Raw genomic sequence first — 21,466 nt, 5'->3', positions numbered from 1 at the left:
GGAACGGCCCCTGGCCATGGCTCAGGGTGGTGAGGTGGGCGCTCACCCGTGCGCCCCGCCGTGCTTCTGCCGCTCACGGAAGAGGACCCTGACCCATGTCCTGGCTGTCCAGATTCAGCCTCGCCCAACGGGCCCTCATAGGGCTCATGTCGATCGTCGCGCTGGTCTTCGGGCTGATTGCGATACCCCAGATCAAGCAGCAGCTGCTGCCCACCATCAACCTGCCCATGGTGTCGGTCATCGCGCCGTACCACGGCGCCTCGCCCGACGTCGTCGAGAAGCAGGTCGTCGAGCCCATCGAGAACAACCTCCAGGGCGTCTCCGGCATCAAGGGTGTCACCTCCACCGCCAGCGAGGGCAACGCCGTGATCATGGCGTCCTTCGACTACGGCAACGACACCAAGCAGCTCGTCTCCGACGTCCAGCAGGCCGTCAACCGGGCCCGCAACCAGCTTCCCGGCGACGTCGAGCCGCAGGTCATCTCCGGCTCCACGGACGACATGCCGACCGTGGTCCTCGCCGTCACCTCGGACAAGGACCAGCAGTCCCTCGCCGACCAGCTCGACCGGACGGTCGTACCGTCCCTGAAGGACATCGACGGCGTGGGCCGGGTCCAGGTCACCGGCGTCCGTGACGTCCAGGTCACCGTCACCCCCGACGAGGCCGCGCTCGGCCGGGCCGGACTCACCCCGGCCGCCCTCGGCCAGGCGCTCCAGGCGGGCGGCGCGACCGTCCCGGCCGGTTCCTTCGAGGAGAACGGCGCCAACCGCACCGTCCAGGTCGGCGGCGGCTTCACCTCGGTGCAGCAGATCCGGGACCTGATGATCGCCGGCGCGAACGGCGGCAAGCCCGTCCGCCTCGGTGCCGTGGCCACCGTCAAGGAGCAGCCCGCCCCGGCCGACTCCATCACCCGCACCGACGGCCGGCCCAGCCTCGCCGTCAGCGTCACCATGGACCACGACGGCAGCGCGGTGTCCATCTCCGGCGCGGTCAAGGACAAGCTGCCCGACCTGCGCCGTCAGCTCGGCTCCGGCGCCCGGCTCACGGTCGTGAGCGACCAGGGCCCGGCGGTCTCCAAGTCCATCAAGGGCCTCACCACGGAGGGCGCGCTCGGTCTGCTCTTCGCGGTCCTGATCATCCTGCTCTTCCTCGCCTCGCTCCGCTCGACGCTGGTGACGGCGGTCTCCATCCCGCTGTCCGTCGTCCTCGCGCTGATCGTGCTGTGGACCGACGGCCTGTCCCTGAACATGCTCACGCTGGGTGCGCTGACCATCGCCATCGGCCGGGTCGTGGACGACTCGATCGTGGTGCTGGAGAACATCAAGCGGCACCTCGGGTATGGCGAGGAGCGCAAGGAGGCCATCCTCACCGCGGTGCGCGAGGTGGCCGGCGCGGTCACCTCCTCCACCCTCACCACGGTCGCCGTGTTCCTGCCGATCGGCCTGGTCGGCGGCATGGTGGGCGCGCTGTTCGGCTCGTTCAGCATCACGGTGACGGCGGCCCTGCTGGCGTCCCTGCTGGTGTCGCTGACCGTCGTACCGGTCCTGTCGTACTGGTTCCTGCGTGCTCCGAAGGGCACCCCGGAGGACGCCGAGGAGGCGCGCCGGCGGGCCGAGGAGAAGGAGGCGAACAGCCGCCTCCAGCGCGCGTACGTCCCCGTGCTGCGCTTCGCCACCCGGCGCCGGCTGACCAGCGTCCTGATCGCGATCGTGGTCCTGGTCGTCACGTTCGGCATGTCCGGGCTGCTGAAGACCAACTTCTTCGACCAGGGCGAGCAGCAGGTCCTCACCGTCAAGCAGGAGCTGAAGGCCGGCACCGGCCTCGCGGCCACCGACGCCCAGGCGAAGAAGGTGGAGAAGCTCATCGCCGCCACCGACGGCGTCAAGGACTATCAGGTCACCGTCGGCTCCTCCGGCTTCATGGCGGCCTTCGGCGGCGGCACGGACACCAACCAGGCCACCTACCAGGTGATGCTGAAGGACTCGAAGTCCTACGACGAGGTCCAGCAGCGCCTGGAGGACGGGCTGAAGAAGCTCAAGGGCATCGGTACGACCACGGTGGCGGCCGGTGACGGCTTCGGCAACCAGGACCTCAGCGTCGTGGTGAAGGCCTCCGACCCGCAGGCGCTGCGCACGGCGGCCGAGCAGGTCCGCTCCACCGTCGCCGGGCTCGACCACGTCACGGACGTCACCAGCGACCTGGCGACGAGCGTGCCGCGGATCTCGGTCAAGGCCAACGCCAAGGCGGCGGCGGCCGGGTTCGACGACCAGAAGCTCGGCGCGGCGGTCGCCGAGGCGGTGCGCGGCACGACGGCGGCCAAGGCGGTCCTGGACGACACCGAGCGCGATGTCGTGGTGCGGTCGGCCAAGCCCGCGACCACGCTCGCACAGCTGCGGAACCTCCGCCTCGGCCCGGTGAAGCTCGGCGACATCGCCACGGTGAAGCTGGTGGACGGCCCGGTGTCGCTGACCCGGATCGACGGCCAGCGCGCCGCCACCATCACCGCCAAGCCGACCGGTGACAACACGGGTGCGATCAGCACCAAGCTCCAGGCGAAGATCAAGGCCCTGAAGCTGCCCGCGGGCGCCAAGGCGGAGATCGGCGGGGTCAGCTCCGACCAGGACGACGCGTTCAAGAACCTGGGCCTGGCCATGCTGGCGGCGATCGCGATCGTCTTCATGCTGCTGGTCGCGACCTTCCGTTCGCTGGCCCAGCCGCTGATCCTGCTGGTGTCGATCCCCTTCGCGGCCACCGGCGCGATCGGTCTGCTCGTCGCCACCGGCACCCCGATGGGCGTCCCGGCGATGATCGGCATGCTGATGCTCATCGGCATCGTGGTCACCAACGCGATCGTGCTGATCGACCTGATCAACCAGTACCGCGGCCAGGGCTACGGTGTGGTCGAGGCCGTGGTCGAGGGCGGCCGGCACCGGCTCCGCCCGATCCTGATGACGGCGCTGGCGACCATCTTCGCCCTGCTCCCGATGGCCCTGGGCGTCACCGGCGAGGGCGGCTTCATCGCCCAGCCGCTCGCGGTCGTCGTCATCGGCGGTCTGATCACGTCGACCCTGCTGACCCTGCTCCTGGTCCCGACGCTCTACGCGATGCTGGAGCTGCGCAAGGAGCGGCGGGCGAAGAAGCGGGCGGCGAAGAAGGGCGCACCGGCCCCGGCGCAGCCCACCTCCGACGAGCCCGAGCCCGCGGCGGTGTAGCGGTTCGGCACCCGTGGCCCCTTCCCCCCTGAGCTGTCCTTATCCTGTGGACTCCAGCTGCTTCGCGGGGGAAGGGGAACGGGGCGGTGTCACTGCGCATGGAGGAGCCGAGGTCGGTCGGCGGCTATCGGATCGTCGACCGGCTGGGGTCCGGCGGCATGGGGGTCGTCTACCGGGCCCGGGCCCGTTCCGGGCGCGAGGTCGCCGTCAAGATCGTGCATGCCCAGTACGCCGAGGACCCCGTCTTCCGGGCCCGCTTCCGGCAGGAGATCGCCGCCGTAAGGAAGGTGAGCGGCGCCTTCACCGCGCCGGTCGTGGACGCCGACCCGGAGGCCGTACGGCCCTGGATGGCCACCCAGTACGTGCCGGCGCGCTCGCTCGCGGAGTGGATCGAGCAGGTGGGGCCGCTGCGCGCCGCCGAGCTGCGGGGCCTCGCCCTCGGGCTGGTGGAGGCGTTGCGGGACATCCACCGGGCCGGCGTCGTGCACCGGGACCTCAAGCCCGGCAACGTCCTGATGGCCGAGGACGGCCCGCGCGTCATCGACTTCGGCATCTCCCGCGCCGCCGGCGACCGGACCCTCACCGAGACCGGCCACATGATCGGCACTCCGCCGTTCATGTCTCCCGAGCAGCTCACCGACGCCCGTACGGTCGGCCCCGCCTCGGACGTCTTCTCCCTCGGCGCGCTGCTGGTCTACGCGGCGACCGGCCGCGGCCCCTTCGACACCGACAGCCCGTATCTGACGGCCTACCGGGTGGTCCACGAGGAACCGGACCTGGAACCGCTGACTCCGGCCCTGCGCGCCATCCTGACCCGCTGTCTGGCCAAGGACGCCGCCGACCGGCCCGGACTGGACGCGCTGGCGGAGGATTTCGCGACCGGCCTGCCCGCCCCCGCGCCCGGCGACCTGCCCACCGTGACCCTGCGCCGGCCCGACCCGGAGCCGACCCGGCCCACGGCGTCCGGGCGGCGGACCGGGGTGCGTCGTCACCGCGCCCGGCTGCTCGCCCTGGCCGGGGCGTCCGGGGTGCTGGGGATCGCACTCACCGCCTATCTGCTGCTCGGCCCCCCGCAGGGAGGCAGCACCACCGGAGCCGGCGGCACCGTCGGCGCCACGGAGGCCCGCCGCTGGGCGCCGGTGCCGGCCGGCTGGCGCCCCTGGCGGACCACGGTGTTCGCGAACGCCGCGCACGGCGTCACCAAGGCGCCCCACGGCTCCGGCGACGGCTCCCTCTCCTGCGCGCAGGAGTCCGGCTCCCTCTACTGCGCCGGTGACCAGGTCCTGCCGGTCCGGCTCGACGCGCTGACCGGCAAGGTGCTCTGGCGCGCCGACGACGGGCCCGGCACCGGCGCGATCCGGTACGAGAACTACGTCCTCGGCGTGCACGACGGCGTGGTACTGCTGCGCCGGACCCGGTTCCTGGACATGGGCGGCGACAGCGTGCCGTCCGTCGTCGCGCTCGACGCAGGGACCGGGAAGGTGCTGTGGTCCCGGCCGATGACGGACCGGATGGCCGACATGCCGGCCCTGGTGGCGGGCCTGGCCCTGGCGCCCGACGAGAGCGCCGGGCATGCGTTCGTCGCGTACTCCCTGCACGGCGGCGGCCGCCGCTGGTCGATGCCGCTGCCCGCGGACCACTCCTGCGACGTGTACGACCCGGACGGCGGCCTGTACGCCGTGTGCAGCCGGTTCACGGGTGCCCGGCCGGGCGCCCGGCTGCTCTCCGTCGACCCGGCCGACGGCACCACCCGCACGCTGGCCGTGCTACCGACCCGCACCACCTATCTGGGCGCCCTCGGCGGCCGTCTGGTCTTCGCCCAGCAGAGCGGGACGGGGAGTCAGGGCCCGGACGACACGGCCTACGGCCACGCGATCCTGGTGGACCGGGAGACCGGGGCGCAGCGGACGGTGGCGCTGGCGGGCGCGCCCAAGGGGGAGGTGACCCTCGTGGGCGGCATGCTCTGCTTCACCGTCTCCAACGGGCTGGTCACCGCCCACTCCCCGGAGACGGGAAAGCGGCTGTGGCGGACCCGGACGACCCTGGAGCAGCCGGGCCGCCCGGTGGCCGACGGCCCGGACGGCACCGTGTTCCTGGCCAGTGTCAGCGGCCGCGCGGCCGCCCTGGACGCCCGCCGGGGGCACCGGCTGTGGGAGTCGTACCCCCTGGCCGGCGGCGCGCAGAGCGGCTACCCCGCGCTGGCCTTCCTGGACCGGGGTGCGCTGCTGGTCACCGCGCCCGACGGCACCGTCTTCTCACTGGACCCGGCGCACCCGGAACGCACTCCGGCCTCGGCGTGACCGCACGCCGAGGCCGGGAGCGACCGGACGCACCGGTTACGGCAGGGCGAGCATCCGCTCCAGCGCCAGCTTGGCGAACGCCTCCGTCTCCGGGTCGACCTCGATGCGGTTGACCAGGTTGCCCTCGGCGAGGGACTCCAGGGCCCAGACCAGGTGGGGCAGGTCGATGCGGTTCATGGTCGAGCAGAAGCAGACCGTCTTGTCGAGGAAGACGATCTCCTTGCCCTCGGGAGCGAAACGGTTCGCCAGGCGGCGTACCAGGTTCAGCTCGGTGCCGATGGCCCACTTGGAGCCGGCCGGGGCGGCCTCCAGGGCCTTGATGATGTACTCGGTGGAGCCGACGTAGTCCGCCGCGGCCACGACCTCGTGCCGGCACTCGGGGTGCACCAGGACGTTCACCCCGGGGATGCGCTCGCGCACGTCGTTGACCGAGTCCAGGCTGAACCGGCCGTGCACCGAGCAGTGCCCGCGCCACAGGATCATCTTGGCGGCACGCAGTTCCTCCGTCGTCAGCCCGCCGTTCGGCTTGTGCGGGTTGTAGACGACGCAGTCCTCCAGGGACATCCCCATGTCCCGCACGGCGGTGTTGCGGCCCAGGTGCTGGTCCGGCAGGAACAGCACCTTCTCGCCCTGCCGGAAGGCCCACTCCAGGGCCCGCTGGGCGTTGGAGGAGGTGCAGATGGTGCCGCCGTGCTTGCCGGTGAACGCCTTGATGTCGGCCGAGGAGTTCATGTACGAGACGGGGACCACCTGCTCGGCGATCCCGGCCTCGGTCAGCACGTCCCAGCACTCGGCGACCTGCTCGGCCGTCGCCATGTCGGCCATCGAGCAGCCGGCCGCCAGGTCCGGCAGCACGACCTTCTGGGCGTCGGACGTCAGGATGTCCGCGGACTCGGCCATGAAGTGCACACCGCAGAAGACGATGTACTCGGCCTCCGGGCGCGCGGCCGCGTCCCGGGCCAGCTTGAAGGAGTCACCCGTGACGTCGGCGAACTGAATGACCTCGTCACGCTGGTAGTGGTGACCGAGCACGAAGACCTTGTCGCCGAGCTTCTCCTTGGCCGCGCGGGCGCGCATCACCAGGTCGGGGTCGGACGGCGACGGCAGGTCACCGGGGCACTCGACGCCCCGCTCGCTCTTCGGGTCGGCCTCGCGGCCGAGCAGCAACAGGGCGAGCGGAGTCGGCTGCACGTCGAGCTCCGGGGTCTGGGCGGTGGTCACGACACGCACCCTTTCTACTTTTCGTCTAACTGACGCTATCTATCATAACCGCTTCACGTCACTTTGACGATGGCCATAGCGTCGATGTGACGTGAATCCCGTGCGCGCAGCCCCCGGGATCGCTGTCCGCGTCTGCGGGCATGTGCGAGCATGAAGACAGAACCGCCAACGCGACAACGCGACTGCCCGGCCCGGAATGAATCCGCGGAAGCGCCGGTTGCACTCGTCGGCAAGCAGTCTCCGTACAACCCGGGAGAGATGTAGATGTCCGTATCGGACGAGACCAGCACCGTCACCGACGGCATCATCCTGACCGACGCCGCCGCGGCCAAGGTGAAGGCCCTGCTCGACCAGGAAGGCCGCGACGACCTCGCGCTGCGCGTCGCCGTCCAGCCCGGCGGCTGCTCCGGCCTGCGCTACCAGCTCTTCTTCGACGAGCGCTCGCTCGACGGCGACGTGGTGAAGGACTTCGGCGGGGTCAAGGTCGTCACCGACCGCATGAGCGCTCCGTACCTGGGCGGCGCCACCGTCGACTTCGTGGACACCATCGAGAAGCAGGGCTTCACGATCGACAACCCGAACGCGACCGGCTCCTGCGCCTGCGGCGACTCCTTCAGCTGAGCCCAGGGCATGACGAAGGCGGCGGTCCGTGCAGCGGGCCGCCGCCTTCGTCGTACGTCCTCCGTCCGCACCCCTCAGGGGCGCGAGGGCGCCTGCGGCGCGCCGGGCGCGATCCGGCCGCCGTCCGCGCCGACCACCGTCCGCCCGTCCAGCGGCGCGGCCAGCCGTACCGTCTTCACGAACTCCTTGGCGATCATCACGCACACCTTGCCCCGCCAGGGGTGCTCGGTCACGGTCACGGTCACCCGCTCACCGCTCTCCCGCGCCGCCGCCGTGTAGTCGGCGCACACTCCGCCGTAGAAGCGCACGGTCAGCTCCCGGCCCTTCGCCGTATAGCCGGTCACCTTCACCGTCCCCGGTGTCGCGGGCCCGGTGGGCGCCGGGGGAGTGGCCGGCGTCGCCGAGGCCACGTACCGCGGATCGACCGCCGGGTACGTCACCGTGGACGCGCTTCCCGGCTCCGCCCCGCGCACCTCGAACAGCCAGGACGGCACCAGCGTCTGCCGCCCCGCGACGGAGTGCGCGGCCAGCCCGAACACCGCCCTGCCCACGGTCATCGTGTCCCCGGACGCCCCCGCCGACGGCGCCGTCCGGCACGGCTTCTCCAGCCGGTCCTTCAGCGGCATCGAACGGGTGCACCCGCCGATCCCCATCCGGTGCCCGCCCTTCGGCGCCGCGTTCATCAGCTCCAGCGTCCTGCGCGCCCCCAGCACCGGATACACCGCCCCCTTCACCGGCGTCCCCAGCAGCCCGTGCCCGCCGGCCAGCACGCCCTGCTTGTCGACGGTCAGGCCGGTCGTCCAGCCGTACGTCGGCAGCCCGCCGACCACCGGATCCGCGTCGACCACCCGCTGGGCGCCCAGCACCTGGTCCGCCTCGATCCTCGCGCCGCCCAGCCCGGCCGCCTCCAGCACCGGCGCCGCCGCCTTCTCGGCCGCCGCCGCACTCACCGGGGTGCCCGCGGGGGCCATCGGGTCATGCGCGCACAGGACGCCCTTCTTGCAGTCGTCGGTGCCCGGCGCGTACCGGCTGAAGGTCCAGCTGCCCGGCGCGTCCCGGTTCACCTGGAGGCGCGGCCCGGTCCCGTCCTTGCCGCCGACCCGCCAGATCCGGCCCTCGGCCACCGGCGTCCCCGCCACCCCCAGCGCCTTCGCCAGCCGGGCCACCCGGTCCCGGCCGATCTCCGCCCCCGGCCCGTACACCGGCGCCGAGCCGGGCCCGGCCGGCAGCTCGCCGTGCGCCACGTACCGGGCGCCGTACGGATCCTGCTCCCCGGCGCCGTCCAGGACGAGCGGCGGGGGAGTGGCCCCCGCGCCGGCCCCGGCCGACGCGCCGCCCCGGCCGTCCGGGCCACCGCCCGCGGCGAGATACGCCCCGCCGCCGCCGACCAGCAGCACGGCGGCGGCGACGGAGAGGACGGTCCAGGACGACCGGCGCCGTCCGGCCCGCCCGCCGCCGCCCTCTTCGACCGCGGTCACGTCGTCCCCGGTGGTCACGTCGTCCCCGGGTGTCCCGGACGCCCCGGGGGTCTCGGGAGTCTCGGAGTTCTCGGGCCGCTCGCTGTTCACCGCATCGCTCCTCGCTGGGTCGTATCCCGCATCCCCCGCCTGGGGGACGGCGATGGGACGCGGCAGAGGAGCGCACGGTTCCCGGAAAACGCGCCCCGGCTCAGTCGCCGTAGTCGGACATCGCGTCCAGCAGCCGGGCGGAGCGCGCGGGCACGGTCACCCCGTGGATCAGGGACGGCGGCACCGGCCGGGACTTCGGGCGCTCCGGCACCGCCCAGTGCGGAACCATGCGGGCGCAGTCACCGCGCAGCGCGGCCAGACCCTCTTCCAGGTCGGCCGGGGCGGTGGTGGAGTGGACCTTGAGGTTCGTCATAGTCGAACCGTAGGCACACGAAGACTGCGAAGAAAGATCTACTATCGGGTAGTTTTGCCACCTACAGTGGCGACCTCCGACCGGGTAGCGTGAACTGTCAATCCCGCCTCCCGCAGGAGAATCTCCGTCGTGCGCATTGCAGTCACCGGCTCCATCGCCACCGACCACCTCATGACTTTTCCCGGCCGTTTCGCCGACCAGTTCGTCGCGGACCAGCTGCACACGGTCTCGCTCTCCTTCCTGGTCGACAACCTGGACGTGCGCCGCGGCGGTGTCGCCGCCAACATCGCCTTCGGCATGGGCCAGCTCGGCACCCGGCCGATCCTCGTCGGCGCCGCCGGCTTCGACTTCGACGAGTACCGGGCCTGGCTGGAGCGGCACGGTGTGGACACCGACTCGGTCCGGATCTCCGAGACCCTGCACACGGCCCGCTTCGTGTGCACCACCGACGCCGACCACAACCAGATCGGCTCCTTCTACACGGGCGCCATGAGCGAGGCCCGCCTCATCGAGCTGAAGACCGTGGCCGACCGGGTGTCCGGCCTCGACCTGGTCCTCATCGGCGCCGACGACCCCGAGGCGATGCTCCGCCACACCGAGGAGTGCCGCTCCCGGGGGATCCCCTTCGCCGCCGACTTCTCCCAGCAGATCGCCCGGATGGAGGGCGAGGAGATCCGCATCCTGCTGGACGGGGCGACGTACCTCTTCTCCAACGAGTACGAGAAGGGCCTCATCGAGGCCAAGACCGGCTGGAGCGACGCCGAGATCCTCTCCCGGGTCGGCCACCGCGTCACCACGCTCGGCTCCCGGGGCGTGCGGATCGAGCGGACCGGCGAGGACCCGATCGAGGTCGGCTGCCCGGAGGAGGAGCGCAAGGCCGACCCCACGGGCGTCGGCGACGCCTTCCGCGCCGGGTTCCTGTCCGCCCTCGCCTGGGGCGTCTCGCACGAGCGCGCCGCCCAGGTCGGCTGCATGCTGGCCACGCTCGTCATCGAGACGGTGGGCACCCAGGAGTACCGCCTCCAGCGCGGCCACTTCATGGAGCGCTTCACCAAGGCGTACGGCGAGGAGGCCGCGGACGAGGTCCGCGCCCACCTGAGCTGACCGGGCCGGGGCACCCGCCTCAGGCGACCCTGCGCACCACGTAGGCCGTACCCCGCTGAGCCGGTTCCTCTCCGACGTACTCCTGGCCCCGCATCTCGCACCACGCGGGGATGTCCAGCCGCGCCGCCTCGTCGTCGGAGAGGACCCGTACGGTGCCGCCCACCGGCACCTGCCCGAACACCTTCGCCAGCTCGATCACCGGGATCGGGCAGCGCTTGCCGAGCGAGTCGACGACCAGCTCCCCGGGGCCCGGCTGCCCGGCCGGCGCCGCCGCCGGAGCCCCCAGCTGCTCGCGCACCCCCGCCACCGCCCCCGGCAGCACCTCCAGGAACCGCCGCACATCCGCCTCGGCCACACCCAACGGCAGCGACACCCGGACGTTGCCCTCGCTGAGCACCCCCATGGCCCTCAGCACATGGCTCGGGGTCAGCGTGCTGCTGGTGCAGGAGGACCCGGAGGACACGGAGAAGCCCGCCCGGTCCAGCTCGTGCAGCAGCGTCTCGCCGGAGACATAGAGGCAGGAGAAGGTGACGATGCCCGGCAGCCGCCGCTCCGGATCGCCCACCACCTCCGCGTCCGGCACCAGCTGTGGCACCCGGTCCCGGATTCGCGCCGTCAGTTCCCGCAGCCGTACCGACTCCTGGGCCGCCTCCGCCCGCACGGCGCGCAGCGAGGCGACGGCCGCCACGATCCCCGGGATGTTCTCGAACCCCGGCGCCCGCCCCGACTCCCGTTCGTCCACCGCCTCTTGGGCGGCGAACCGCACCCCCTTGCGCACGACGAGCAGCCCGACCCCCGAGGGCCCGCCCCACTTGTGCGCACTGGCCGCGAGCAGCGACCAGCCGCCCTCGACGGGCCCCCAGCCCAGCGACTGTGCCGCGTCCACCAGCAGCGGCACCCCGGCCGCCCGGCACACCTCGGCCACCTCCGCCACCGGCTGTACGGTGCCCACCTCGTGGTTGGCCGACTGCAAGCAGGCCAGCGCGGTGTCCGGCCGGAGCGCGGCGGCGTACTCCCCGGGGTCGACGGCTCCCGTCCGGCTGACGGCCACCTGGGTGACGGTGCCGCCCTCCGAGGTGTGCCGGTCGGCGGAGTGCAGGACCGAAGAGTGTTCGACGGCGGACACGATCAGGTGACGCCCCACCCGCCGCCGCCCGGCCAACGCCCCGGCCACACCCGTGTGTACGGCCCGGGTCCCGGACGAGGTGAACACGACCTCGTCGGCCCGGCACCCGATCGCCTCGGCAGCCGCCTCCCGGGAGGCATCGAGCAGCATCCGGGCCTTTCGCCCCTCCCGGTACAGCCGCGCGGGATCGGCCCACCCCTCATCCAAAGAGGCCAACAACGCCTGACGGGCCACAGGGTGGAGAGGAGCGGCGGAAGCAGCATCAAAGTAGGCCATACGGCAACGCTAAACCGCCGGTCAGGGGGACGCCCCAAAGGGGCGCGAGGAACGGCGCGACCAGCCACAACAGGCCCGCAGCCGCCAATCAAGCGAACCACCCGAGTTAGTAGGCACCCCTCCTCGCGAACCCTCGGAGAGGGTGGGCTAGGGTTTGGTCCGCATAAACATCCAAACCCCTGCCCGACGCAGGGCGGCGACCGACCAGCGAGAAGGCCGCAGCCGACCGCGCGGGCGAGACTCTCGGGAAGGCGCTACGTGAGTCCCAACGGCTCCGACCGCTCGCCGCGGCGCCCGATGCGGCGGAAGCTGCTGCAGGCACTGACCGCGGGCCTGGTCCTGGCGACCGCAACCGGTTGCACATACAAGGACTTCCCCCGCCTTGGCATGCCCACCCCGACCACGGAAGAGGCTCCGCGGATCCTCTCCCTGTGGCAGGGCTCCTGGGCTGCCGCGCTGGCCACCGGCGTGCTGGTGTGGGGCCTGATCCTGTGGAGTGCTTTCTTCCACCGGCGCAGCCGCACCAAGGTCGAGGTACCTCCGCAGACCCGGTACAACATGCCGATCGAGGCCCTGTACACGGTGGTCCCGATCATCATCATCTCGGTGCTCTTCTACTTCACGGCCCGGGACGAGTCGAAGCTCCTGGACCTCTCCAAGAAGCCCGACGTCACGGTCAACGTGGTCGGCTTCCAGTGGAGCTGGGGCTTCAACTACGTCGAGAACGTCCCGGGTGTCTCCGGTGACGCGAAGACCGACAAGAACCTGGACGCCATTCCGGACCGGTTCAAGAAGGACTTCCCGGCGAACGCCGGCGGTGTCTACGACGTCGGCACGCCCGGTACCCGGAACCCGCAGACGAACAACCCCGGTCCGACCCTCTGGCTCCCCAAGGGCAAGACGGTCCGGTTCGTCCTGACCTCCCGGGACGTCATCCACTCCTTCTGGGTGGTGCCGTTCCTGATGAAGCAGGACGTCATCCCGGGCCACACCAACGCCTTCCAGGTGACCCCCAACAAGGAGGGCACCTTCCTCGGCAAGTGTGCTGAGCTCTGCGGCGTCGACCACTCCCGGATGCTGTTCAACGTGAAGGTCGTCTCCCCGGCAGCGTACGAGCAGCACCTCAAGGACCTCGCCAAGAAGGGGCAGACCGGTTACATTCCCGCCGGCATCGCGCAGACGAGCCACGAGAAGAACCGGGAGACGAACAACCTGTGAGCATCCTCAACGAACCCCAGGGTGCCGCGGCAGCTGACGGCTCGTACTCCGACGAGCTGCCCGTCAGGCGCAAGCAGCCCGGCAATGTCGTGGTGAAGTGGCTGACGACCACCGACCACAAGACGATCGGGACGATGTACCTCGCTACGTCGTTCGCGTTCTTCCTGATCGGCGGCGTGATGGCGCTGCTCATGCGCGCCGAGCTGGCCCGTCCGGGCCTGCAGATCATGACGAACGAGCAGTTCAACCAGGCGTTCACGATGCACGGCACGATCATGCTGCTGATGTTCGCGACGCCGCTGTTCGCCGGCTTCGCGAACTGGATCATGCCGCTTCAGATCGGCGCGCCGGACGTGGCGTTCCCGCGGCTGAACATGTTCGCCTACTGGCTGTACCTGTTCGGCTCGCTCATCGCCGTGGGCGGCTTCCTCACCCCGCAGGGTGCGGCCGACTTCGGCTGGTTCGCCTACTCCCCGCTGTCGGACGCGGTCCGCAGCCCGGGTGCCGGCGCCGACATGTGGATCATGGGTCTGGCCCTCTCCGGCTTCGGCACCATCCTCGGCTCGGTCAACTTCATCACCACGATCATCTGCATGCGTGCCCCGGGCATGACCATGTTCCGCATGCCGATCTTCGTGTGGAACGTGCTGCTGACCGGTGTGCTGGTCCTGCTCGCCTTCCCGGTGCTGGCCGCCGCGCTGTTCGCCCTGGAGGCGGACCGCAAATTCGGTGCCCATGTGTTCGACGCGACCAACGGCGGAGCCCTGCTCTGGCAACACCTCTTCTGGTTCTTCGGCCATCCAGAGGTGTACATCATCGCGCTGCCGTTCTTCGGCATCATCTCCGAGGTCATCCCGGTCTTCTCCCGTAAGCCGATGTTCGGCTACATGGGTCTGGTCGCCGCCACCATCGCGATCGCCGGTCTGTCCGTGACGGTGTGGGCCCACCACATGTACGTCACCGGTGGTGTGCTGCTGCCGTTCTTCTCCTTCATGACCTTCCTGATCGCCGTCCCGACCGGTGTGAAGTTCTTCAACTGGATCGGCACGATGTGGAAGGGCTCGCTGTCCTTCGAGACGCCGATGCTCTGGGCCGCCGGCTTCCTGATCACCTTCACGTTCGGTGGTCTGACCGGTGTCATCCTGGCCTCGCCCCCGATGGACTTCCACGTGTCCGACTCGTACTTCGTGGTGGCCCACTTCCACTACGTGGTCTTCGGTACGGTCGTCTTCGCGATGTTCTCCGGCTTCCACTTCTGGTGGCCGAAGTTCACCGGCAAGATGCTGGACGAGCGCCTCGGCAAGATCACCTTCTGGACGCTGTTCATCGGCTTCCACGGCACCTTCCTGGTCCAGCACTGGCTGGGCGCCGAGGGCATGCCGCGCCGGTACGCCGACTACCTGGCGGCCGACGGCTTCACCGCGCTGAACACGGTCTCGACCATCTGCTCGTTCCTGCTCGGCCTGTCGATCCTGCCGTTCCTCTACAACGTCTGGAAGACGGCCAAGTACGGCAAGAAGATCGAGGTCGACGACCCGTGGGGCTACGGCCGTTCGCTCGAGTGGGCGACCTCCTGCCCGCCGCCGCGGCACAACTTCACCACCCTGCCGCGGATCCGCAGCGAATCCCCGGCGTTCGACCTGCACCACCCCGAGATCGCCGCGCTCGAGCAGCTTGAGTACGCCGGTCACGGCGCCAGCGCCGTCGAGGGCAGCAAGGAGGCCGGCAAGTGAAGATCCAGGGCCGGATGTTCATCTGGCTGAGCTTCTTCATCCTGATCATGGCCGTCGTGTACGGCGTGTGGTCGAAGGAGCCGGCCGGTACCACGGCGCTGTTCATGGCCTTCGGCCTGAGCATCATGATCGGCTTCTACCTGGGCTTCACCGCCCGGCGGGTCGACGCGGGTGCGCAGGACGACAAGGAGGCCGACGTCGCGGACGACGCGGGCGAGCTGGGCTTCTTCAGCCCGCACAGCTGGCAGCCGCTCATGCTGGGCGTCGGCGGCGCGATCGCCTTCCTCAGCATCGCGGTCGGCTGGTGGCTGATCTACTTCTCCGCGCCGTTCATCCTGATCGGTCTGTTCGGCTGGGTGTTCGAGTACTACCACGGTGAGAACCGCACCCAGTAGCACGCGCGTACCCATCCGGGAGCCCGGATCCTCCGCCAGGGGGGTCCGGGCTCCCGGCTTTTGCGTATCCGTCGTTCGCAGCAGTGTCGTTCGCTCGTACGGGTTACGTGCCGCGCCGGTAGGGTCTCCTCCTCATAGCGTGATCGTATGAACCACACTCCGCGGACCCGCACCGTCGTCAGCTGCACCTTGCTGGTGACCGCCCTCGGCGCGGGCGTCACCGCCTGCGGTTCGGACGGCAACCCCCTGTCGGCCAAGCCGTACGACGCAGCGGGCCTGATCGACTTCAACGGCCCCGTCGGTGAGGGGAAGCGGGCCGATCCGGACAAGCCCCTGGAGGTCACCGCCAGGAGCGGCGACGGACGGATCACCGACGTCACCGCCCAGGACTCCACAGGACGCTATGTGGCGGGCGAACTCGCCGCCGACGGCAGCCGCTGGCACAGCACCTCCCCGCTGGCCGCCAACGCCCACTACACGGTCACGGTGAGCACCGAGGACGAGGACGGCGCGCCCGGCCGCAAGGTCATCGCCTTCGACACCACCAAGCCCACCAGCAAGAAGCGGCTGACCGTCACCTTCGGGCCGGACTCGGGCCAGTACGGCGTCGGGCAGCCCATCACCGCCCAGCTCGACCAGGAGATCAAGGACCGGACCCAGCGGGCCGTCGTGGAGCGCGCCCTGCGGGTGGAGTCGACACCGGCCGTGCAGGGCTCCTGGTACTGGGTGAGCGACAAGGAACTCCACTACCGGCCCAAGGAGTACTGGCCCACCCACACCACCATCCAGGTGCACAGCAACCTGGAAGGCATCAGGATCGGCGACCGGCTGTGGGGCGGCCGGAGCAAGCCGTTGAAGCTCACCATCGGGGAACGCATCGAGGCCGTCACCGACGCCGCGGCGCACCAGCTGACGTTCTACAAGAACGGCGAGGAGATCAACCAGATCCCCGTCACCACCGGCAAGCCCGGCTTCGAGACCCGCAACGGCGTCAAGGTGGTCCTCGCCAAGCAGTACTTCGTGCGGATGCGCGGCACCACGGTCGGCATCGCCGCGGGCAGCTCGGACTCGTACGACCTGCCGGTCTACTACGCCACCCGGGTCACCTGGTCCGGCGAGTACGTGCACGCCGCGCCCTGGTCCGTCGGCTCACAGGGCTACGCCAACGTCAGCCACGGCTGCACCGGGATGAGCACGTCCAACGCCGAGTGGTTCTTCGACCACATCCACGAGGGCGACATCGTCAGGGTCGTCAACTCCAACGGCGACCCCATGGAGCCGTTCGGCAACGGCTTCGGCGACTGGAACGTCGACTGGCGGAAATGGCGCGAGGGCAGCGCCCTGTCCAGTGGCTCGCCGGACGGCCCGGCGGCGCAGGACGCGGTACGCCTGCGGCCCACGGCGGTGTGAACACCCGCAGGGGGCGCGCGGAACCGCGCGGCGGCCCGGCCCCGGCCGGCACCCGCACCGGCTCCTCGCGCCCCGTCGTCCCGCTACGCGCTCAGCAGCCGCTTCTGCCGCAGCAGGGAGGCCAGCTGGGAGGCGAACTCCACCGGGTCCACCGGCAGCGTGACCGCCGCGTCCGCCCGGCTCCACGTGGCCAGCCAGGCGTCCTGCGGCCGGCCCATCAGCAGCAGCACCGGCGGGCAGCCGAACACCTCGTCCTTGATCTGCCGGCACATCCCCATGCCCCCCATGGGCACGGCCTCGCCGTCCAGGACGCACACGTCGATGCCGCCCTTGTCCAGCTCGCGCAGCACCGCCTCCGGCGTCGCGCACTCGACGAACTCCACGACAGGGACGTCCGGAGCGGGCCGGTGGCCGGCTGCCAGCCGGACCTGTTCCCGCGTGTTGGAGTCGTCGCTGTAGACCAGCACCGTGGCGGTCGGCTGCATTGTTCCTCCGGGACGTCAGCGTCGTACGGACAGCACGGACAGGGCCGTTCGGGCGGATGTTACTCCCGTCGAAGTCCCCATGAACACCACGTCAACACCGGTCCGGCGGGTGGCAACACTCCGAACGGCACCCCCCGGAGTGAGCGCGAGATAAGCGACCGACATAATGTCGGTCGTGGCGACAGCAACGACAGTAGAAACCGGGCACGCGCACCCGTCGGTCAACCGGCCGAACCTCACCAGCGTCGGAACCATCATCTGGTTGAGTTCCGAGCTGATGTTCTTCGCGGCCCTCTTCGCGATGTACTTCACCCTCCGGTCCGTCACCGGTCCGGATCACTGGAAGCACATGGCCGACGCGCTCAATGTGCCTTTCTCCGCGACGAACACCACGATCCTGGTGCTCTCCTCGCTCACCTGTCAGCTCGGCGTGTTCGCTGCCGAGCGGGGCGACGTGAAGAAGCTCCGTGGGTGGTTCATCCTCACCTTCATCATGGGCGCGATCTTCATCGGCGGTCAGATCTACGAGTACACCAGCCTGGTGAGGGACGAGGGCATCTCCCTGTCCTCCGACCCGTACGGCTCGGTGTTCTACCTGACCACCGGCTTCCACGGCCTGCACGTGACGGGCGGTCTCATCGCCTTCCTGCTGGTCCTCGGCCGTACCTACATGGCCAAGAGGTTCACTCACGAGCAGGCGACCGCCGCCATCGTCGTGTCCTACTACTGGCACTTCGTCGATGTGGTCTGGATCGGCCTCTTCGCCACGATCTACCTGATCAAGTAGCGGGACCGACTCCCGCACATCCAGAAGCACGACGCAGAAGATCCTGACACCGGGGTAATCCGTGAAAAAGCTCTCCGCACGACGACGCCATCCGCTGGCGGCGGTCGTCGTCCTACTTCTCGCGCTGGCGGCCACTGGGGGGCTCTACGCCGCGTTCGCGCCCGCGGGCAAGGCGCAGGCCGATGAGACCTCCCAGTCCCTGACCACCATCTCGGAGGGCAAGAAGCTCTACGAGGTCGGCTGCGCCAGCTGCCACGGCACCGGTGGCCAGGGCTCCTCCGACGGCCCCAGCCTGGTGGGCGTCGGCGCCGCCGCCGTCGACTTCCAGGTCGGCACCGGCCGGATGCCGGCCGCCACCTCGCAGGGCGCCCAGGCCGTGCGCAAGAAGCCTGTCTACAACCAGGCCCAGATCGACCAGCTCGCCGCCTACATCGCCTCGCTGGGCGCCGGCCCGAGCGTGCCGACCAAGCAGCAGTACGGTCCGGACGGCGCGGACGTCGGCAAGGGTGGCGAGCTGTTCCGCACCAACTGCGCGCAGTGCCACAACTTCGCCGGCAAGGGCGGCGCCCTGTCGATGGGCAAGTTCGCGCCGAGCCTTGAGGGCGTCGCGCCCAAGCACATCTACGAGGCCATGCTGACCGGCCCGCAGAACATGCCGTCGTTCCCGAACACGACGATGTCCGAGAAGAACAAGAAGGACATCATCGCGTACCTCAACGCGGTCGACGGTGACAAGACGGTGAACCCCGGCGGTCTCGCGCTGGGCGGGCTCGGCCCGGTCACCGAGGGCCTCTTCAGCTGGATCGCCGGCCTCGGTGCCCTGATCGTCGTCGCCGTGTGGGTCGCCGCTCGGACCGCAAAGGCCAAGAAGTCATGAGTAGCCAAGACATTCCAGAAGAGAACCTGCCCGCTGCGCAGGAGGCCGGCCACGGCGCCGTAGGCGTCGCGGACGAGGAGAACCCGTTCGCCGACCCCGGCCTGCCGCCCCACGAGCACCGGATCCAGGACATCGACGAGCGTGCCGCCAAGCGGTCCGAGCGCGTCGTCGCCCTGCTGTTCACGGTCTCGATGCTGGCCACCGTCGCCTTCATCGCGTCGTACGTGACGATCCCGGTCGACAAGTCGATCTTCGTCTTCCCGATCGGGCACATCAGCGCGCTGAACTTCGCGCTCGGTCTGACCCTCGGCGTGGCGCTGTTCTGCATCGGCGCGGGCGCGGTCCACTGGGCCCGCACCCTGATGTCCGACGTGGAGGTCGCCGACGAGCGTCACCCCATCGAGGCGTCCCCCGAGACCCGCGCGAAGGTCATGGCGGACTTCCGCCAGGGCGCCGCGGAGTCCGCGCTCGGCCGTCGCAAGCTGATCCGCAACACGATGCTCGGCGCGCTCACCCTGGTGCCGCTCTCCGGCGTCGTGCTGCTGCGTGACCTGGGCCCGCTGCCCGGCACCTCGCTGCGTCACACGCTGTGGGCCAAGGGCAAGCTGCTGGTCAACGTGAACACCAACCAGCCGCTGCGTCCCGAGGACGTCGCGGTCGGTTCGCTCACCTTCGCGAAGCCCGAGGGCCTGGAAGAGACCCAGGAGGACTTCCAGAACGAGATCGCCAAGGCGGCCCTGATGATCGTCCGGCTCCAGCCGGAGAACATCAAGGACAAGCGCGAGCTCGACTGGTCGCACGAGGGCATCGTCGCCTTCTCCAAGATCTGCACCCATGTCGGTTGCCCGATCTCCCTGTACGAGCAGCAGACGCACCACGTCCTCTGCCCGTGCCACCAGTCCACCTTCGACCTCTCCGACGGTGCCCGAGTGATCTTCGGCCCGGCCGGCCACGCCCTGCCGCAGCTGCGGATCGGGGTCAACTCGGACGGTTACCTCGAGGCCCTCGGCGACTTCGAAGAGCCCGTCGGTCCTGCTTTCTGGGAGCGCGGATGAGCACTAACTCCAACGACGAGTCCCGCCCCCGCGGGAAGGCACCGGCCGGCGAGCGCGTCGCCGACTGGGCCGACGGCCGGCTCGGGATCTACTCCCTGGCCAAGGCCAACATGCGCAAGATCTTCCCCGACCACTGGTCGTTCATGTTGGGCGAAGTGTGCATGTACAGCTTCATCATCATCATCCTCACGGGTGTGTATCTGACGCTGTTCTTCCACCCGTCGATGAACGAGGTGGTGTACCACGGCAGCTACGTCCCGTTGCAGGGCATCCAGATGTCCGAGGCGTACTCCTCCACCGTGCACATCAGCTTCGACGTCCGTGGCGGTCTGCTGATCCGGCAGATCCACCACTGGGCCGCGCTGATCTTCCTGGGCGGCATGCTCGTCCACATGATGCGCGTGTTCTTCACCGGCGCGTTCCGCAAGCCGCGTGAGATCAACTGGCTCTTCGGCTTCCTGCTGTTCTTCCTGGGTCTGATCACCGGCTTCACCGGTTACTCGCTCCCGGACGACCTGCTGTCGGGTACGGGTATCCGCTTCATCGAGGGCGCGATCCTGTCCATCCCGATCGTCGGCACGTACATCTCGTTCTTCGCCTTCGGCGGCCAGTTCCCCGGCCACGACATCGTGGCCCGGTTCTACTCGGTGCACATCCTGCTGCTGCCGGGCATCATGCTGGGCCTGATGGTGGCCCACCTGATCCTGGTCTTCTACCACAAGCACACGCAGTTCGCGGGTCCCGGCAAGTCCGAGAAGAACGTCGTCGGCATGCCGCTGCTGCCGGTCTACATGGCCAAGGCCGGAGGCTTCTTCTTCCTGGTCTTCGGTGTCATCGCGGCCATCGCGGCGATCGCGCAGATCAACCCGATCTGGGCCATGGGTCCCTACCGTCCGGACCAGGTGTCCACCGGCGCCCAGCCCGACTGGTACATGGGCTTCGCCGAGGGTCTGATCCGCTTCATGCCGGGCTGGGAGATCAACGTCTGGGGCCACACGTTCGTCCTGGGCGTGTTCATCCCGCTGATGCTCTTCCCGATCCTCCTGTTCGCGATCGGTGTCTACCCGTTCATCGAGACCTGGATCACCGGCGACAAGCGCGAGCACCACATCCTGGACCGTCCGCGCAACGCGCCGACCCGTACCGCTCTCGGCGTCGCCTGGCTCACGCTCTACGGCGTGACCCTGATCGGCGGTGGCAACGACCTGTGGGCCACCCACTTCAGCCTGTCGATCAACGCGGTCACCTGGTTCGTGCGGATCAGCTTCTTCGCCGGACCGGTCATCGCCTTCATCGTGACCAAGCGGATCTGCCTCGGCCTCCAGCGCCGCGACCGCGACAAGGTGCTGCACGGCCGGGAGACCGGCATCATCAAGCGCCTGCCGCACGGTGAGTTCATCGAGGTGCACGAGCCGCTCAGCCAGGAGCAGCTGCACACGCTCACGGCTCACGAGCAGCTCAAGCCGGCCGAGATCGGCCCGACGGTCGACGAGAACGGCGTCGAGCGCAAGGTGAAGGGCTCGGAGAAGCTGCGCGCCAAGCTCAGCAACGCCTACTACGGCGAGGACTCCCAGATCCCGAAGCCGACGGTCGAGGAGTACAAGGAGATCACGGCCGGTCACGGCCACCACTGATCCCACCCGTTGCTGCAAGGCCACATGGGCGGGCCCCCCGGAGACCGGGGGGCCGCCCCCGCGTTTTTTTGTTGAGGTTTTATTATTTGGGGTCGGGGGGTCGGCGTGTCGAGGGGAGTCTAAAAAACAAA

At 69.8% G+C, this 21,466-nt stretch carries 17 protein-coding genes; 12 read left to right on the top strand and 5 right to left on the bottom strand.

Annotated elements, in window-relative coordinates; genetic code table 11:
• Nucleotides 1-95: 95 nt before the first annotated feature.
• Both ACFVIU_RS20365 and ACFVIU_RS20360 read left to right on the top strand, forming a co-directional pair.
• On the top strand, nucleotides 96-3,212 hold the full coding sequence (locus tag ACFVIU_RS20365) for an efflux RND transporter permease subunit (RefSeq protein ID WP_385844056.1): 3,117 nt from the start codon (nucleotides 96-98) through the stop codon (nucleotides 3,210-3,212).
• Between the two features lie 86 nt (nucleotides 3,213-3,298).
• Nucleotides 3,299-5,512: a protein kinase gene (locus ACFVIU_RS20360; RefSeq protein ID WP_385844054.1), complete on the top strand. Its 2,214-nt coding sequence runs from the start codon at nucleotides 3,299-3,301 to the stop codon at nucleotides 5,510-5,512.
• Nucleotides 5,513-5,548: 36 nt separating this feature from the next.
• Here ACFVIU_RS20360 and nadA read toward each other — a convergent pair whose 3' ends face one another.
• The gene (gene nadA, locus ACFVIU_RS20355; protein ID WP_385844053.1) at nucleotides 5,549-6,733 is read right to left on the bottom strand and encodes a quinolinate synthase NadA; all 1,185 of its coding nucleotides are present in this window, start codon (nucleotides 6,731-6,733) and stop codon (nucleotides 5,549-5,551) included.
• Between the two features lie 264 nt (nucleotides 6,734-6,997).
• On the opposite strand from nadA, the gene ACFVIU_RS20350 reads away from it, so the two are divergent.
• Nucleotides 6,998-7,354, top strand: coding sequence for an iron-sulfur cluster assembly accessory protein (locus ACFVIU_RS20350; RefSeq protein WP_385844052.1), 357 nt, complete (start codon nucleotides 6,998-7,000; stop codon nucleotides 7,352-7,354).
• A gap of 74 nt (nucleotides 7,355-7,428) precedes the next feature.
• Here the strand turns inward: ACFVIU_RS20350 and ACFVIU_RS20345 are convergent, their stop codons facing one another.
• Together ACFVIU_RS20345 and ACFVIU_RS20340 are read right to left on the bottom strand one after the other, a co-directional pair.
• On the bottom strand, nucleotides 7,429-8,922 hold the full coding sequence (locus ACFVIU_RS20345) for a hypothetical protein (RefSeq protein WP_385844050.1): 1,494 nt from the start codon (nucleotides 8,920-8,922) through the stop codon (nucleotides 7,429-7,431).
• A 100-nt stretch (nucleotides 8,923-9,022) separates the two neighbouring features.
• On the bottom strand, nucleotides 9,023-9,235 hold the full coding sequence (locus ACFVIU_RS20340; protein ID WP_385844048.1) for a hypothetical protein: 213 nt from the start codon (nucleotides 9,233-9,235) through the stop codon (nucleotides 9,023-9,025).
• 129 nt (nucleotides 9,236-9,364) lie between these two features.
• Between ACFVIU_RS20340 and ACFVIU_RS20335 the strand changes: the two genes are divergently transcribed.
• Nucleotides 9,365-10,339: a carbohydrate kinase family protein gene (locus tag ACFVIU_RS20335; RefSeq protein ID WP_385844047.1), complete on the top strand. Its 975-nt coding sequence runs from the start codon at nucleotides 9,365-9,367 to the stop codon at nucleotides 10,337-10,339.
• 19 nt (nucleotides 10,340-10,358) lie between these two features.
• Here the strand turns inward: ACFVIU_RS20335 and ACFVIU_RS20330 are convergent, their stop codons facing one another.
• On the bottom strand, nucleotides 10,359-11,741 hold the full coding sequence (locus tag ACFVIU_RS20330; protein WP_385844046.1) for a cysteine desulfurase/sulfurtransferase TusA family protein: 1,383 nt from the start codon (nucleotides 11,739-11,741) through the stop codon (nucleotides 10,359-10,361).
• 258 nt (nucleotides 11,742-11,999) lie between these two features.
• Between ACFVIU_RS20330 and coxB the strand changes: the two genes are divergently transcribed.
• The 4 genes from coxB to ACFVIU_RS20310 all read left to right on the top strand — a co-directional run bounded on the left by coxB (nucleotide 12,000) and on the right by ACFVIU_RS20310 (nucleotide 16,497).
• Complete coding sequence (gene coxB / locus ACFVIU_RS20325; RefSeq protein ID WP_385844044.1) at nucleotides 12,000-12,959, top strand: cytochrome c oxidase subunit II; 960 nt, start codon at nucleotides 12,000-12,002, stop codon at nucleotides 12,957-12,959.
• Nucleotides 12,956-14,692: a cytochrome c oxidase subunit I gene (gene ctaD / locus ACFVIU_RS20320; RefSeq protein ID WP_385844043.1), complete on the top strand. Its 1,737-nt coding sequence runs from the start codon at nucleotides 12,956-12,958 to the stop codon at nucleotides 14,690-14,692. Before coxB ends, ctaD begins: the two co-directional genes overlap by 4 nt.
• Nucleotides 14,689-15,087 (top strand): cytochrome c oxidase subunit 4, encoded by a 399-nt coding sequence (locus tag ACFVIU_RS20315; protein ID WP_385844042.1) that lies wholly within the window; start codon nucleotides 14,689-14,691, stop codon nucleotides 15,085-15,087. The genes ctaD and ACFVIU_RS20315 overlap by 4 nt, the downstream gene beginning before the upstream one ends.
• Before the next feature lie 147 nt (nucleotides 15,088-15,234).
• Nucleotides 15,235-16,497 carry an Ig-like domain-containing protein gene (locus ACFVIU_RS20310; RefSeq protein ID WP_385844041.1) on the top strand — a complete coding sequence of 421 codons (1,263 nt, stop codon included), beginning with the start codon at nucleotides 15,235-15,237 and terminating at the stop codon, nucleotides 16,495-16,497.
• An 83-nt stretch (nucleotides 16,498-16,580) separates the two neighbouring features.
• Here the strand turns inward: ACFVIU_RS20310 and ACFVIU_RS20305 are convergent, their stop codons facing one another.
• Nucleotides 16,581-16,982, bottom strand: coding sequence for a hypothetical protein (locus tag ACFVIU_RS20305; RefSeq protein ID WP_385844039.1), 402 nt, complete (start codon nucleotides 16,980-16,982; stop codon nucleotides 16,581-16,583).
• A gap of 166 nt (nucleotides 16,983-17,148) precedes the next feature.
• On the opposite strand from ACFVIU_RS20305, the gene ACFVIU_RS20300 reads away from it, so the two are divergent.
• The 4 genes from ACFVIU_RS20300 (at nucleotide 17,149) to ACFVIU_RS20285 (ending at nucleotide 21,335) form a co-directional block, all read left to right on the top strand.
• Nucleotides 17,149-17,769 carry a heme-copper oxidase subunit III gene (locus ACFVIU_RS20300; RefSeq protein ID WP_385844038.1) on the top strand — a complete coding sequence of 207 codons (621 nt, stop codon included), beginning with the start codon at nucleotides 17,149-17,151 and terminating at the stop codon, nucleotides 17,767-17,769.
• A gap of 61 nt (nucleotides 17,770-17,830) precedes the next feature.
• Nucleotides 17,831-18,646 (top strand): c-type cytochrome, encoded by an 816-nt coding sequence (locus tag ACFVIU_RS20295; RefSeq protein ID WP_385844036.1) that lies wholly within the window; start codon nucleotides 17,831-17,833, stop codon nucleotides 18,644-18,646.
• Nucleotides 18,643-19,701: a Rieske 2Fe-2S domain-containing protein gene (locus ACFVIU_RS20290; RefSeq protein ID WP_385844035.1), complete on the top strand. Its 1,059-nt coding sequence runs from the start codon at nucleotides 18,643-18,645 to the stop codon at nucleotides 19,699-19,701. The genes ACFVIU_RS20295 and ACFVIU_RS20290 overlap by 4 nt, the downstream gene beginning before the upstream one ends.
• Nucleotides 19,698-21,335, top strand: a complete 1,638-nt coding sequence (locus ACFVIU_RS20285) for a cytochrome bc complex cytochrome b subunit (RefSeq protein ID WP_385844034.1) — start codon at nucleotides 19,698-19,700, stop codon at nucleotides 21,333-21,335. Before ACFVIU_RS20290 ends, ACFVIU_RS20285 begins: the two co-directional genes overlap by 4 nt.
• Nucleotides 21,336-21,466 lie beyond the last annotated feature (131 nt).

It is taken from the genome of Streptomyces sp. NPDC127190 (genome assembly GCF_042672505.1).
GTDB lineage: Bacteria > Actinomycetota > Actinomycetes > Streptomycetales > Streptomycetaceae > Streptomyces.
The sequence above is the reverse complement of the archived record's forward strand: the minus strand, read 5'-3'. Positions and strand labels throughout refer to the sequence as shown.